10 protein-coding genes are annotated in these 14644 nt (G+C 59.4%); 7 read left to right on the top strand and 3 right to left on the bottom strand.

Translation table 11 applies throughout. The features are described from left to right. Window positions 1-85 precede the first annotated feature (85 nt). Both pbpG and AC6I79_RS13140 read left to right on the top strand, forming a co-directional pair. Window positions 86-1024, top strand: coding sequence for a D-alanyl-D-alanine endopeptidase (gene pbpG, locus AC6I79_RS13145; protein ID WP_058769479.1), 939 nt, complete (start codon window positions 86-88; stop codon window positions 1022-1024). A 224-nt stretch (window positions 1025-1248) separates the two neighbouring features. Then, the gene (locus tag AC6I79_RS13140) at window positions 1249-3690 is read left to right on the top strand and encodes a DUF3772 domain-containing protein (RefSeq protein WP_498027327.1); all 2442 of its coding nucleotides are present in this window, start codon (window positions 1249-1251) and stop codon (window positions 3688-3690) included. A gap of 102 nt (window positions 3691-3792) precedes the next feature. Here the strand turns inward: AC6I79_RS13140 and dld are convergent, their stop codons facing one another. Continuing rightward, window positions 3793-5502: a D-lactate dehydrogenase gene (gene dld, locus AC6I79_RS13135; RefSeq protein WP_058781288.1), complete on the bottom strand. Its 1710-nt coding sequence runs from the start codon at window positions 5500-5502 to the stop codon at window positions 3793-3795. A gap of 155 nt (window positions 5503-5657) precedes the next feature. Between dld and bglX the strand changes: the two genes are divergently transcribed. Together bglX and AC6I79_RS13125 are read left to right on the top strand one after the other, a co-directional pair. After that, on the top strand, window positions 5658-7955 hold the full coding sequence (gene bglX, locus AC6I79_RS13130; RefSeq protein ID WP_498027326.1) for a beta-glucosidase BglX: 2298 nt from the start codon (window positions 5658-5660) through the stop codon (window positions 7953-7955). Window positions 7956-8115: 160 nt separating this feature from the next. After that, window positions 8116-8997: an oxygenase MpaB family protein gene (locus AC6I79_RS13125; protein ID WP_021508470.1), complete on the top strand. Its 882-nt coding sequence runs from the start codon at window positions 8116-8118 to the stop codon at window positions 8995-8997. Here the strand turns inward: AC6I79_RS13125 and AC6I79_RS13120 are convergent. Continuing rightward, the gene (locus AC6I79_RS13120; protein WP_021508469.1) at window positions 8988-9281 is read right to left on the bottom strand and encodes a hypothetical protein; all 294 of its coding nucleotides are present in this window, start codon (window positions 9279-9281) and stop codon (window positions 8988-8990) included. The genes AC6I79_RS13125 and AC6I79_RS13120 overlap by 10 nt on opposite strands. Before the next feature lie 226 nt (window positions 9282-9507). On the opposite strand from AC6I79_RS13120, the gene AC6I79_RS13115 reads away from it, so the two are divergent. Continuing rightward, window positions 9508-10617 carry a suppressor of fused domain protein gene (locus AC6I79_RS13115; RefSeq protein WP_021508468.1) on the top strand — a complete coding sequence of 370 codons (1110 nt, stop codon included), beginning with the start codon at window positions 9508-9510 and terminating at the stop codon, window positions 10615-10617. Window positions 10618-10668: 51 nt separating this feature from the next. On the opposite strand, the gene AC6I79_RS13110 is transcribed toward AC6I79_RS13115, so the two are convergent. After that, window positions 10669-11562 carry a LysR substrate-binding domain-containing protein gene (locus AC6I79_RS13110; protein WP_104187070.1) on the bottom strand — a complete coding sequence of 298 codons (894 nt, stop codon included), beginning with the start codon at window positions 11560-11562 and terminating at the stop codon, window positions 10669-10671. A 100-nt stretch (window positions 11563-11662) separates the two neighbouring features. On the opposite strand from AC6I79_RS13110, the gene AC6I79_RS13105 reads away from it, so the two are divergent. Beyond that, window positions 11663-12397, top strand: coding sequence for a sulfite exporter TauE/SafE family protein (locus AC6I79_RS13105; RefSeq protein WP_498027325.1), 735 nt, complete (start codon window positions 11663-11665; stop codon window positions 12395-12397). 191 nt (window positions 12398-12588) lie between these two features. After that, window positions 12589-14484, top strand: coding sequence for a methyl-accepting chemotaxis protein (locus AC6I79_RS13100; protein ID WP_058769488.1), 1896 nt, complete (start codon window positions 12589-12591; stop codon window positions 14482-14484). Window positions 14485-14644 lie beyond the last annotated feature (160 nt).

Genomic DNA, 14644 nt, shown 5'->3' with positions numbered 1-14644 from the left:
AGCCAGCCCGCGTCGCATCAGGCCTGACGCCGGCGGCCTGTGTTACAACACAGCGCAAACCTCCTCACCGGATTTTTTTGACACGATGTCTGTAAAAATGCGTATTTCTTTGCTGTCGCTGGCGCTGTTTGTCGCCGCGCCAGCTGCGATGACTCCGGCGCTCGCCGCCGCAGCAAAACTGGCCGATCTGGCGCCGATTGCCCAGCCGCAAATCGCCTCCGGCAGCGCGCTGATTGTCGATCTCGATAATAACAAAGTGCTGTTTTCCAGCCATCCGGATCGGGTGCGGCCTATCGCGTCGATCACCAAAGTGATGACTGCGATGGTGGTGCTGGATGCCCGGCTGCCGATGGACGAAATGCTGTCTGTGGATATCAGCCAGACGCCCGAAATGCGCGGCGTATTCTCGCGCGTGAAGCTCAACAGTGAAATCAGCCGCCGCAACATGCTGCTGCTGGCGCTGATGTCCTCGGAAAACCGCGCGGCGGCCAGCCTGGCGCATCACTATCCCGGCGGTTACGACGCCTTTATCCGCGCTATGAACGCCAAAGCGCGCGCGCTCGGCATGACGCACACCCACTACGTAGAGCCGACCGGTTTGTCGCTGCATAACGTTTCCAGTGCGGAAGATCTGGTGAAGCTGCTGAAGGCCACGCGCCAGTATCCGCTGATTGGTCAGCTGAGCACCACCAAAGAGGAGACGGCGGTGTTTAAACACCCCAGCTACGCGCTGCCGTTCCGCAACACTAACCATCTGGTGTACAAAAATGACTGGCGCATTCAGCTGACCAAAACCGGTTACACCGACGAGGCCGGTCACTGCCTGATAATGCGTACCATGATTAATAACCGTCCGGTGGCGCTGGTGGTGCTGGATGCGTTTGGCAAATATACCCACTTTGCCGATGCCAACCGCCTGCGCGACTGGCTGGAAACCGGCAAGGCGGCGCCGGTGCCGGCGGCCGCGCTGGCGTACAAAAAGCAGAAAGCGTCGCAGCTTGCCAGCAGTGCGGACGTGGAGTAACGCAACCTGTTACTCAGCGTAGCGGCGCAAGGGAGTGCGCCGTGTATTGTGGTGGCGCGTGACTGACGGTCAACGGCGCTTAAATGAACAAAATTTCTTATCGTTAGCACCAATGTTTTACGCCACCATTCCTATAGTTTCCCTGACGGCAAAGTCCTACACTGGCGACCATTCACGGTCAACCTTGCGTTTATAGGCTGTTATTGCGCTGGAATCTCACTCATATGTTCAAGTTTCGTTCTCTGTTTACCCCGTTCCTGCTGCTGCTGGTGCTACTGACGCCGGCACTGAGCTATGCGGATGACAACGCCGCGGCTGCGCAGCAGGAAGACGATGCGGCACCGAAGGTCAATCCGGCGGTCGAGCTGCCAAAGATGCAGAAGATCCTCGACAAAATTAAGGGCCAGGTGTCTGGCGATACCAATGAAAACCAGCTCAACCAGCTCAATGAGATGGCGCTGGAGCTGTCAGGTAACGCGGAAACCCTCGGCCAGGCGCTGATTCCGCAGCGTCAGCAGCTGGATGCGCAGCTGGCGGTGCTCGGCCCGGCGCCGAAGGCGGACAGCGGCGTGAAAGAGACGCCGGAAGTGACGCGCAAACGCGCCGCGCTGGAGAATCAGAAGGGCAAACTGGATGATCAGATCAAGCAGGCCGACGGCATCAAAAACGGGGCGCTGGTACTGTCCTCGCAGATCGTCAACCTGCGGCGCGATCAGCTGAAAAGCCAGCTGGCGCTCAACTCCGGCAGTATTTTAGGGCCACGCTTCTGGTCACCGCTGTTCAGCCGTCAGGACCTGGATGGCGAAAAAATTGGCGACTTTATCAGCGAACTGCAGGACACCGCCGCGCTGTCGTGGGAGCCAGGCTGGCGCGTGGGCACGGTCGGCTGGCTGCTGGCGGCGCTGCTGGTGATGACGCTGGGCCGGCGCTACAGCGAAGAGTTTCTGGCGTGGGTCAGCATTCACAAACTGCCGGAAGGGCGATTGCGCCGCAGCTTCCTCGCGGCGGCGATTGCGCTGACCACGCTGGCGGCCGTGGTGCTGACCTTTAACTTTCTCTCGCTGGCGTTTGTGCGCCGCGATGAAGTGTCCAGCGACGTGCAGGATTTTATCAGCCGTCTGGTGCAGCTCAGCGTTTACTGCGGACTGATCGCCGGTCTCGGCCGCGCGTTCCTGTCAACGCGCCGTCCAAGCTGGCGTCTGCCGAGTATCTCCAGTGAAGTGGCGCTGGCGCTGAAGCCGTTCCCGCCGATTACCGCCGCGCTGGTGTTTATCTTCCAGACCGCCGAGTCGTTTAACTACACGGTCGGCACCAGCCTGAACACCACCATTTTTGCCAACGGTCTGACGGCGCTGCTAATTGGCAGCACCGGGCTGGCGATCAGCATGCGCACCAATCGCGTGCGTCGTCGCATGGCGCAGGCCGGCAATCCGCCGGAAGCGCGTCCCACAGTCGTCGGCCTGGTGCAGCTGGCGCTGACGGTCACCGCCGTGGCGATTCTGGTTTCGCTGATTGTCGGCTACGTCACGCTGGCGCGCTTCCTCAGCTATGAAGTGATCTGGTGCGGCATCCTGTTTGGCTCGTTCTACTTCCTCAGTCATCTGATCAACGACGGTTGTGAAAGCCTGTTCTCCACCAACAACGCGACCGGCAAGCGGTTGCAGACCTCGCTGAATATTGACGAGCGCTATCTGCAGCAGGCCGCAACGCTGCTCAGCGCCGTGGGGAAAACTCTGCTGGTGGCATTTGTCGCGCTGGCGCTGCTCAACGGCACGTTTGCCTCGTCCACGCCGATTGAGCTGATCCAGAAAGTCATTGAGTTCTGGGGTGGCAAAGGGCTGGAGTCGCTCAACATTGTGCCGGCGCACATGGTGAACGCCATTCTGTGTCTGGTGGTGGGTATCTACGTGCTGCGCTCGGTGCGGCGCTGGCTGGACAAAGAGTTCCTGCCGAAGACCACCATGGATATCGGCATGCGCGTGTCGCTGGTGACGCTGTTCAGCAATATCGGCTACGTGTTGATTATCCTGCTGACGCTGTCGATTATGGGGCTGCAGTGGAACAAGCTGGCGTGGATCGTCAGCGCCCTGTCGGTGGGTATCGGTTTCGGCTTACAGGAGATTGTGAAGAACTTTATCTCCGGTCTGATCCTGCTGACCGAGCGTCCGGTGAAGGTCGGCGATCTGGTGAGCATCAGCGGTATCGAAGGGGATATTCGCCGTATTAACGTGCGTGCGACTGAGATTCAGCTGGGCGATAAATCTACGGTGATTGTGCCGAACTCGCAGCTGATTTCGCAGAACGTGCGTAACGCCACCATGGGCAATGCGCAGGGCGTGGTGACGATTCAGCTGACCTTCCCGCTGGATATCGATCCGGTGCAGGTGCGTGAACTGTTGCTGGACGTCTATCGTGAAAACGAGCGTATTCTCGAAACGCCGGAGCCGTCGGTTTCGTTTAAAGATTTGACGCCGGCCGGCATTGTGCTGAGCGTGACCGGCAACGTCGCCAGCCAGCGCCAGATTTCCGGTGCGAAAAGCGATCTGCTGTTCGATATCCTGACGCGCCTGCGTAAAGAGGGCATCGTGCTGTCGACGCCACAGACCATGATCATCGAACGCCGCGCGCTGCCGGCGCCGCAGAATGAAGGTGAAGCGTTGCCATAATGGCATGAGACCGTAGCGGCGCAATTCATTGCGCTAAGGTTTGCCTCTGATGCAGCAAACCCGCGCGATAAATCGCGCCGCTACGGGTCCGGCAGATCTGACTCAGGCTTTCACCGCCCAGCCTTTCTGCTTACTGGTTTTCCCGATGCCCGGGTTAAAGGTATTGGTCGGATCGAGCTGGCGGTAAAACGCCTGCAGCTGCGGTTTGGCCGCATACAGATGTCCAACGTTATGCTCTGCCGGATACTCCGCGCCGCGCGCCGCGAGGATCGCCAGCATCTTCTCCTTCAGCGCATGGGCATCTACGCCTTTCTTCACAATGTAATCCTGATGAAACACGTGGCAGAAGAAGTGGCCGTAGTAAAGGCGATGAATCAGATCGTTATCAAACTCCGGCGGCAGGCGCTCAAACCACTCCTGATCGTTGCGGCGCAGCGCAATGTCCAGCGCCAGAATATCCTCCACTTCGTCAGCGTGCACCGCGTGATAGCGCACGGCGGCACCGGCTGCGGCAAAACGATGCAGAAAGGCGTGCGCGCCCTCTTTGGCGTCGCAGGCAAAGAACTCACCGCCGCCTTCGCGGAAATACTCCTGCAGATACGCCTGCGCTTCGGCCACGCCGTCGCCGGACATCTTCAGCATCAGGTGGTGCTCGTATTTGTCACGATACTGCTTCAGGCGCTTCGGCAGGTGCGCCGGGAACCAGCGGCTGATGCGTTGCAGCAGGCGATCGGTCAGGTGCGGCTTAACGAAGCTCAGCTTGCTGAGCCAGGCATCCACCCGGCCTTTGAGGGTGAAAAACAGTGGCATCTTGTCGGTGCCGAGTTTATCAATCATCACAAAGGTGTCTTTGCCGTAGACCTCGGCGATGTCGAAAATATCGCGGTGCATGTACTCACCGGCGACCGGTAAATGGGTAAACTCCGCCAGCATGTGGCGACGCAGCTCGCCGAGCGTCGCCGGGTCGTTGGTGCCAATGTAAAACACCTGCTGCTTTGGCTCGGTGGGGAAGGTGTCGAGCCGCACGGCAAACACCGCCAGTTTGCCGGCGCAGCCTGACGCCTCAAACAGGCGCCGCTGGTCGGCGTTGAAACGCGCCGGCGTATCGGCGTGAATGTCCCGCACCCGCTCGGCGTATTCGTGGTCGGACGCGTGGCGCGCATCCCAGCGCACATCATCCGGCTGCCAGCGCTCGTCGTCCAGCCGGCCGAGAATCTCTTCCGGCGAATGACCGAGGTCGATGCCCAGATGGTTGACCAGCCGGAGCTTGCCGTCGGCGTCCACCTGCGCAAACAGCGCCATTTCGCTGTAGGCCGGGCCGCGTTTGATCAGCGAGCCGCCGGAGTTATTGCAGATGCCGCCCAGCACCGAGGCGCCGATGCACGAGGAGCCAATCACCGAGTGCGGCTCGCGCCCGAGCGGTTTGAGGGTTTTCTCCAGCTGATACAGTGTGCTGCCGGGGAAGGCGAGAATCTGCCTGCCGCCGTCGATCAGCTGCAGTTTGTCGAGACGCAGGGTACTGATGATCACCACCGGGCGATCGTAATCGTTGCCGTTGGGCGTTGAACCTTCGGTCAGGCCGGTATTGGCGGCCTGCATCAGCACGATGGCATCGGCCTGTACCAGCGCCTGCAGCACGCGCCACAGCTCCAGCAGCGAGCCGGGGAAAACCACCGCCAGCGCATCGCCTTCGCCGGAACGGAAACCCTTACGATAGCGTGCGGTCTGCTCCGCGTCGGTCAGCAGCTGTGATGCGCCGACCAGACGGCGCAGCTCGGACAGCAGGGCAGGGTGTGAGGTGTTGTTATTCATTAGCCTATCCTTGTCGTTAACGTGGCGTTTCTACTGTAGCACGCGTCGGCCACGGGGGCGCAGTGTGACAATGGCGGCTACCTGCTATCCTCATCTTGTGGCACACTGCCCCGGTTATTTCGATATTGCGCAGTTACTTAAGAGAACCCGACCTGATGAAATGGATTTACTCTGTTAGCCTCGCTGTTTCCCTTGCCGTGCAACCCGCGTTTGCGGACGACCTGTTCGGCCCCCATCCAATGACGGAACAGGCGCGCGACGCCTTTGTTAATCAGCTGCTGAGCAAAATGACGCTGGATGAAAAGATCGGGCAGATGCGCCTGATTAGCGTCGGTCCGGATACGCCAAAAGAGGCGATTCGCGACATGATTCAGCACGGCCAGGTCGGGGCGATTTTCAATACGGTAACGCGTCCGGATATCCGCGCCATGCAGGATCAGGTCATGCAGCTCAGCCGCCTGAAGGTGCCGCTGTTCTTTGCTTATGATGTGGTGCACGGCCAGCGCACTATTTTTCCGATTCCGCTTGGCCTCGCCGCCAGCTGGGATCTGCAAGCCGTTAGCGAAGTGGGACGCATCTCCGCCTATGAAGCGGCAGACGATGGCCTCAACATGACCTGGGCACCGATGGTGGATGTGTCACGCGAACCGCGCTGGGGCCGCGGCTCTGAAGGATTTGGCGAGGATACCTATCTCACCTCGCAGATGGGCAGTGCGATGGTCAAAGCCATGCAGGGCAAGAGCGCCGCTGACCGCTACGCCATCATGACCAGCGTTAAGCACTTTGCAGCTTACGGCGCAGTGGAAGGCGGTCGTGATTACAACACCGTCGACATGAGCCCGCAGCGCCTGTTCCAGGATTATCTGCCGCCGTATAAAGCTTCACTGGATGCCGGCAGCGGCGGCGTGATGGTGGCGCTCAACTCGCTGAACGGCACCCCGGCCACCGCCGACAGCTGGCTGCTGAAAGATATTCTGCGCAACGACTGGAAATTCAAAGGCATCACCATCAGCGATCACGGTGCCATCAAAGAGTTAATCAAACACGGCGTCGCCAGCGATCCGCAGGATGCCGTGCGCATTGCGCTGAAATCCGGTATCGACATGAGTATGAGCGACGAGTATTACAGCAAATACCTGCCGGGACTGGTGAAAAGCGGCGCGGTGAGCATGGCGGAAATCGACGATGCGGCCCGTCACGTGCTCAACGTTAAATATGACATGGGCCTGTTCAACGATCCGTACAGCCATCTGGGTCCGAAAGGCAGCGATCCGCAGGACACCAATGCGGAAAGCCGCCTGCACCGGGCGGAAGCGCGCGACGTGGCGCGCCGCAGTATGGTGCTGCTGAAAAACTGGCATGAAACCCTGCCGCTGAAGAAAGAGGCCACCGTGGCGCTGGTGGGACCGCTGGCCGATAGTCAGCGCGATATCATGGGCAGCTGGTCGGCTGCGGGTGTGGCGAAGCAATCTGTCTCGCTGCTGCAGGGCATGCGCAGCGCCATGGCCGGCAAAGGCACCGTGCTGTATGCCAAAGGGGCCAATATTTCTGATAACAAAGGTATCCAGAACTTCCTCAACCTGTATGAGCAGGCGGTCAGCGTCGATGCCCGTTCGCCGCAGCAGCTGATTGACGAAGCGGTCGCGCAGGCGAAAAAAGCGGACGTGGTAGTGGCGGCAGTGGGCGAGGCGCAGGGCATGGCGCATGAAGCGTCGAGCCGCAGCGATCTGGTGATCCCGCCGAGCCAGCAGAAGCTGCTGGCGGCCCTGAAAGCCACCGGGAAACCGCTGGTGATTGTGCTGATGAATGGCCGTCCGCTGGCGCTGGTAAATGAGGACCGCATGGCGGATGCGATGCTGGAGACCTGGTTCAGCGGTACCGAGGGCGGGAACGCCATCGCCGATGTGCTGTTCGGTGATTACAACCCATCGGGCAAACTGCCGGTGTCATTCCCGCGCTCGGTCGGACAGATTCCGATTTATTACAATCATTTGCCAACCGGCCGTCCGTACAATTTCGAGAAGCCGAACAAGTACACCTCGCACTACTACGACGCGGTCAACGGTCCGCTCTATCCGTTTGGTTACGGTTTGAGCTATACCCAGTTCAGCGTGTCGCCGGTGAAGATGTCTGTCCCGACCATGCCGCGTAACGGCACGGTGGAAGCCAGCGTGACGGTGACGAATACCGGCAAACGCGATGGTGCCACGGTGGTGCAGCTGTACCTGAACGATCCGGTTGCCAGTATCAGCCGTCCGGTGCAGGAGCTGCGAGGCTTCCAGCGCATTATGCTGAAGGCCGGCGAGTCGCAGACCGTGCGCTTTAAGATTGATGTCGATGCGCTGAAGTTCTGGAATCAGAAGATGCAGCACGTCGCCGAGCCGGGCAAATTCAACGTGATGATCGGTCTGGATTCAGTCAGAACCCAGGATGCGCAGTTCGATTATTTGTGAGTCTTAGGGTCAGCATAAATGCTGACCCTACAGGTTATGCTGTCGTAGCATTCCGGGGGCGGTATTCATGCCGACCAGATCAACCTGTACATGTTATGCTGACGTGACATTGTAGGGTCGGCATTCATGCCGACCAGCTTAACCAGCCTGACGCGTCAATATGATGAATCTCCGCCACCGCATCGAACAGCAGGTCTTTCGCCTTAACGGCCTGTCGCTCAACGAATTTGACATCTCTCAACCGCCGGGCGATCCCGGCCTGTTCGGTCCTGACCACATCATCTGGCAGGTGCACGGCGACTTTCCCGCGATGCTGTGCGGCGGCATCAGCGCGCTGATGCTACAGATGCTGCATCCGGCGGCGCTGGCGGGCGTGTGGGATCACTCCAGTTTCCGCCAGGACATGCTCGGCCGGCTGCGGCGCACCAGCCAGTTCATCGCGGTCACCACCTTCGGCAACACCGCCGATGCGCATACGCTGATTGAGCGGGTCAAACGCATCCATCTGCGCGTCACCGGCATCGATAACACCGGCAAACCCTATGCCGCCAGCGATCCGCATCTGCTTACCTGGGTGCACGTTGCAGAAACCAGCCGCTTCCTGGCCGCGCATCTGCGCTACAAAAATCCACAGCTCAGCCTCGCCGATCGCGATCGTTATTACGCCGAAGCGGCGCGGGTGGCGGAAGCGCTTGGTGCGCAGCAGGTGCCGAAAAGCGTAGAGGCGGTTGAGGCCTATTTACAGGCGATGCGGGCAGAGCTGGTTTACGATGCGCGCACTCACGAAGTGATGCAGCTGCTGCTTAATGCGCCAGCACCCAGCTGGCAGGCGAAACCGGCGATGCGCGTCATGCTGCGGGCTGGCTGTGGTCTGCTGCCCGACTGGGCGCAACAGCTGATGCAACAGCCGATCGGGCCAGTGGCGCAATGGCGGATTGATAAGCAGATCGCGTTGATTGCCGCCCTGTTGCGCTGGTCAATCCAGCGTGGCGCCTGGGCGCGTGCCATGCAGCGCATGGGGCGCGATCCGCGTTACAGGTGAAATTCATCCTGCTTGCTGGTATAGCTACGCGGCGTGCGCGCCTCGCGTTTCAGCAGGAGCTGGCGCTGCTGATAGTGATGCAGCAGCATGCCCAGGCCAACGCCCAGTAGCGCCAGCGGCACCAGCGTGTAGTAGATATCCAGCGGCAGCAGCACCAGCAGCGCGATGGCACCGACGTTCAGCGTCAGGGCTGCCATCACCCACGTATAGCGGACAAACAGCCACAGCAGCAGGGCGAGAATCACGATTTCGCGCAGATTGAGATCGAGGGTTTGCAGCACCATGACGACAGCTCCGCAACAGAAGAGTGCGCTGACAATAGCATGCGAAGCGGTAAATGAATCGCAAAAAAATCTGAAGCTTCGCCGCCGCTGCCCCCACCATTCTTAAGCCAGGCTGAACGATGGCCTGGCGCACTTTGAGAGTTTTACCCTTGTGTCACATGGCGCGAGTGCCGATCCTGCTCTATTCTCGGGGAAAATGGATCCCTCCAGGCATTGTCGAGGCGTTATGACACACCAACCTCTGATTGCTGAGGTGCCGAATCAGCAACACACTTTAACCGCCATCGTCGAACAGGATGCGCGTACCGCCTATTTTTATATCTGGCCGAACGACCTGTTCCGCAGTCAGTACGCCGTGCGCGGCTGCTGGTTGCGCAATCTGCTGCCGGCACCGGCGCAGGAAGATCGCGAAGCGATGGAGCAGGGTATTGCGCCGCTGCTCAGCGCCAGCTATTGCCGCACGCTGGAAGCGGAGCCGATGCTCGATCCGGCCGGCCTGCAGATTCTGTGGGAGCCCAGCGACGACGGTGCCGCGCTGTGGTATTACGGCCAGCTGCTGGCGGTGATCCCCGGCTGGAGCCTGTATCAGGATAAGCAGGTCAGCTTCTCGGCGGGCTGCATCAAAGAAAACCGTCTCACCGCGCCGCTCGGTTCAGCCTCCACCAACGATTACTACGCGCGCGCCGAACAGCAGCGTCATTTCTGGCGTGACTGGCACGATGGCCAGCAGTGGGATCGCGTGCAGAGCGAGCTGCTGCAACGTTACCAGGCGCAGTTTGGTGAGTCAGTAAAATATTACGCCATCGATCAGGGCAACTGGCCGCCGATGGCGATTTCGCAGCACTGGCATAACGGCGTGTGGTATTTCTTCACGCTCGGCATGAGTATCCGGCCGATGCCGCAGGTGGATTACCTGTTTGACGAGCTGGCACCGCAGTACCGGCGTGTAGAGCTGGCGATGGCGGTGGATGGTGAAGTGATGACCGAGGCCAACGCGGTACAGATGGCCAGCGCGCTGGCGGAGTTTGCTCATCTGCCGTGGGCGCGGCTGACGTGGATTGGCGAAGGGCACACGCTGGCGTCGGAAGTTGCGCCGGTCGGCTTTGAAAGCTTCCTGCTGGCCAACGGGCTGGCGGGCGAAAACGCGCAACTGCGGCTGCCGAAGCGCGACGGCGATCGGCCAAATCTGCTGTGGGCGACGCCGATCACCGAAGCCGAGCGGCTGTTTGCCCAGGCGGACGATCGCGGCGGCCAGCAGCTGCTGCAGCGTTTGCTGGCGCAGGGCAGCGATCATGTGTTCCGTCCGCGCCAGGAAGTGGTGGAGTCCGCACCGTAGTGCCTGCCGAAAAAGCCCCGACATACCCCTCTGGCAGCGACCAGGCGGGTATTAAGCGCATGCTTCCCGTTCCAGCCATGCGACAAAGCGGTTTAGCGAGGATGATTTGTCCACATCAGGCGCAATTAACGCCACGTAGCGGCTCCCCTTCGCCTCAATAGCTAACGGGGTGACAAGCCGGTTGCCCTGCAGATCATGTCCCAGCATTTGTATTCCACCGATACCCACACCGACGCCATCAATAATCGCCTGCAGGCTGATATAATTGTGTTCGAATCGCTGAAAACGTTCCGGGCGCACCTCGCCGACGCCAGCCTGCTTCATCCACCGTTCCCACTCGCCTGACCGCGTACTGGATAACACGACAACGTGAGCCGCCAGGTCTGCAGGGGTGTTCAGCGCTTTTCTGGCTAACAGTTTCGGCGCGGCAATCAGGGTGAGCTTTTCCTCAAATAACGCTTTCTTCTCAAAGTAACGCCATTCAGGTTTGTTCAGCGCATCCCGGCGAATCAATACGTCAAAGCCAGATAGCCCTTTCACCTCCGAACTGTTTGAGGTGGATACCGAGATTTCAATGTCAGGATATTGGCTATGGAATGCCGGCAGGCGCGGGATCAACCAGTGCATCGCAAAGGTGGTTTGCGCATTGACGCGTATCGTGCGGGTGTTGGGTGTTTTGCCAAAGCGCACCGCAGCATCGCTGATGATGTCAAAAGCGGTGCTGATCTCTGCGGCAAAAGCCCGGGCATGTTCCGCCGCCACGCTGCGTTGTCCCTGGCGTTCAAATAACGGTTGTCCCAGCCACTCTTCAAGCAATTTGATCTGACGGCTAACGGCACCGTGAGTCATCCCTAATTCCTCAGCCGCGTCACTCAGGCTGTTGGCGTGCGCGGCCGTTTCGAACAGCCGCAATGCATTCAACGGCGGCAGGTTACGTTTTTTCATCTGTGACTTTTAGTATCAGTGGTGGGCAATATTTATCGATATTATGATCGAATTGCCCTCATTAAGATGCGTGCTTTGCCGTTGAAAATGAGGAAAGTCAGTGGGTGATTATCTATTTGTGACGCTGATCGCGATCCTCTCCGGAGCGCTGAGTGGCATCATCGGCACCGGTTCTTCGTTATTGCTGCTGCCGCTGATGGTCAGCAATTTCGGCCCCAAAGTGGCGATGCCGGTCATGGCTATCGCCGCAATCCTGGGAAATCTCTCGCGCATCGCGGTCTGGTGGCGTGAAATCGACTGGCGCGCCACTCTGGCCTATAGCCTGCCTGGCGTGCCAGCTGCGTCGTTAGGCGCGCATGTGCTGCTCTCTTTACCCGCCTGGATCATTGATGGCGCGCTGGGTCTGTTTTTCTGGGTGATGATTTTGGTCAGACGCAACCTGAAAAACAGTCACTGGACACTCTCGATAAAGCAGTTAGGGCTTTGTGGTGGCGTGGTGGGTTTTCTGACCGGACTGGCTCTCTCCACCGGACCGGTGAGCGTGCTGATTTTTACCGCCTATGGATTGAGTCGTGGCGCATTTATTGGCACGGAAGCATCGAGCGCCTTGCTGTTATATTTCAGCAAGGTCAGTGCGTTTGCCTTCCAGCAGGCGCTCTCAATGCAGATTGTGCTCACCGGTGTGTTAGTGGGCAGTGGCATTATGCTGGGCACCCTGAGCACGAAGGTGATAGTCCAGAGACTGTCAGTCACACAATTTGCCGTGCTGATAGACGTCATTCTGTTTATTTCCGGCGCAGGATTAATCGTTAATGCCTGGTCAGGAGCACCCTAGCGTTACGTTTCATTCTTTGCAGTCTCTTCATTGCTGAGGAACAGCAGGGTAAGGCCAGTGACAATAAGCGCTCTTATGATCACGCTATTCAATCAGTTAATCATTTTGTGATCTGGCGCACCTCAAGTTCCTCTGTAACAAGCCGTTAACCTCGATCAGGCAACTCGCCACACCAGGGTAAGGGCACACCGATGTTAAAAACCACACAATCCCGTTTCACCGCGACCTTAGTCGCATTCTTCGTTGTTCTTATGCTGGTCACCGTCCTGGTGATCAACCAGTTCATCGCGCCACAGCTTAGCCAGAACGAAAGCCGGCTGGTGCGCTATGAGGTGGATGGTCTCGCCGGACGTATCGTCGAGCAGATGAACCGCGTGCAGGCGCAGCAGCGTGCGATTACCGAAGCGGCGGGCGTGATGGACAGCGCCGCCATTGATACGCTGCTGCCGGCGCTGGTTAACCAGTATCAGGACAGCAACGTGTTCGGCGGCGGTATCTGGCCGTTACCTAACCGGCGCGATCCGGCGAAAGAGAAAGACAGCTCGTTCTTTGCGCGTAACGCCAGCAACCAGCTGCAGGTCAACACCTACTGGAACTCCGATGCTGCCGACAAATACTGGGAGCAGCCGTGGTACAAAGATGGCATGGCCGCAGAAAAAGGCCAGTGCGCGTGGGCGAAGGCTTATCAGGATGCCGCCAGCCCGCAGCCGCGCACCAACTGCGCCATGGCGATTTACCGTAACGGCACTGTGTGGGGCGTCTCAACCATTGACGTCACGCTCGGCTTTTTCAACCAGCTGGCGCAGCAGATGGGTGAGGCGATTCATGGTCGCGTACTGATTGTCGAAGCGGACGGCAAAGTGGTCGGCAATGCCGCGCTGCTGGAGGGGACGCCGAAGCTGGAAAATCTGGCTGATACCCAGCTGCCAATGGCGGCGGCGCTGAAAGGGCTGCTGGCACAGGCCGGTTCTCAGCCGTCGCAAACCACCTTCAGCGGAGAAGATGGTGAGCACACGCTGTTCCTGCAGGCCATTCCCGGCAGCCCGTGGTATCTGGCCAGCGACGTGCCGTCAGCGCTGCTGGATGCGCAGACGCACAGCATGCTGACCCGTCTCGGCCTGGTCCAGATCCCGCTGGCGATTCTGCTGCTGCTGGTGCTGCTTGGCTTTGTCCGCGCGATGATGAAACGCCTGAATCTGCTGCATCAAAACATCGAAGCGCTGTCGACCGGTGGTGCGGATCTGACGCAGCGTCTGCCAGCCAGCAATAGCCCGGAATTCAACGCTGTGGCGCAAAGCTTCAACCAGTTCATCGCCCATTTGCAAGGGCTGATGCGCCAGGTGGGCGACAGCGCACTGGCGATTACCGCAGCTTCACGCGAAATCGCCAGCGGCAACGCTGATCTCTCGGCGCGGACGGAATCGCAGGCGAGTTCCATTGTGCAAACCGCCGCGTCGATGGAAGAGCTGACCGGCACGGTGCGTCAGAACGCCGACAACGCCACGCACGCCAACCAGCTGGCAGATGGCGCGTCTCAGGTCGCGGCGCGCGGCAGTGAAGTGGTGCGTCAGGTGGTCAGCACCATGGGCGAAATCCATCACTCCTCGCGTAAGGTGGTGGATATCATCAGCGTCATCGACAGCATCGCTTTCCAGACCAACATTCTGGCGCTCAACGCGGCGGTAGAAGCGGCACGCGCCGGTGAACAAGGCCGCGGGTTTGCCGTGGTGGCTTCGGAGGTACGCAATCTGGCGCAGCGTTCCGCCAACTCCGCGCGCGAAATCAAAAAGCTGATTGAAGAGTCGGTGGCCAATATCGACACCGGCAGCCAGCTGGTGGAGCAGGCCGGACAAACCATGGACGAGCTGATGCAGGGCGTCAGCAGCGTCACAACGCTGATGAGCGAAATCATGTCCGCCAGCCGTGAGCAGAGCATGGGGATCGAACAGGTGAACGTGGCGATTACCCAGCTCGACGGCAGCACCCAGCAGAACGCGGCGCTGGTGGAGCAGGTCTCGGCAGCGGCGCGCGCCATGGAAGAGCAGAGCGTGCAGCTTGAGCAGGTGGTGCACGGCTTCAAACTGTAATTCATCCCGTCAGAGAGCACAGCGGCGCGTTTTTTGCGCCGCTGTCACGCTTTTCCCCGCCTTTTTCTGCTGAATTATCTGCTGGCTGCTAAGCTTACTGCTTATCGCGCCAGCGCACGGAATGTGCGCGATTTTCTCCGCTGCCGCTTCCGCTATTGTG

It is taken from the genome of gamma proteobacterium symbiont of Scutellera amethystina (assembly GCF_059730845.1).
The sequence above is the reverse complement of the archived record's forward strand: the minus strand, read 5'-3'. Positions and strand labels throughout refer to the sequence as shown.

Bases quoted from the DNA above. Each gene is read 5' to 3' on its own strand.
- dld (WP_058781288.1), bottom strand. From the start codon at position 5,502: ATGAATAACAACACCTCACACCCTGCCCTGCTGTCCGAGCTGCGCCGT.
- AC6I79_RS13140 (WP_498027327.1), top strand. From the start codon at position 1,249: ATGTTCAAGTTTCGTTCTCTGTTTACCCCGTTCCTGCTGCTGCTGGTG.
- AC6I79_RS13125 (WP_021508470.1), top strand. From the start codon at position 8,116: ATGATGAATCTCCGCCACCGCATCGAACAGCAGGTCTTTCGCCTTAAC.
- pbpG (WP_058769479.1), top strand. From the start codon at position 86: ATGTCTGTAAAAATGCGTATTTCTTTGCTGTCGCTGGCGCTGTTTGTC.
- AC6I79_RS13110 (WP_104187070.1), bottom strand. From the start codon at position 11,562: ATGAAAAAACGTAACCTGCCGCCGTTGAATGCATTGCGGCTGTTCGAA.
- bglX (WP_498027326.1), top strand. From the start codon at position 5,658: ATGAAATGGATTTACTCTGTTAGCCTCGCTGTTTCCCTTGCCGTGCAA.
- AC6I79_RS13100 (WP_058769488.1), top strand. From the start codon at position 12,589: ATGTTAAAAACCACACAATCCCGTTTCACCGCGACCTTAGTCGCATTC.
- AC6I79_RS13115 (WP_021508468.1), top strand. From the start codon at position 9,508: ATGACACACCAACCTCTGATTGCTGAGGTGCCGAATCAGCAACACACT.
- AC6I79_RS13120 (WP_021508469.1), bottom strand. From the start codon at position 9,281: ATGGTGCTGCAAACCCTCGATCTCAATCTGCGCGAAATCGTGATTCTC.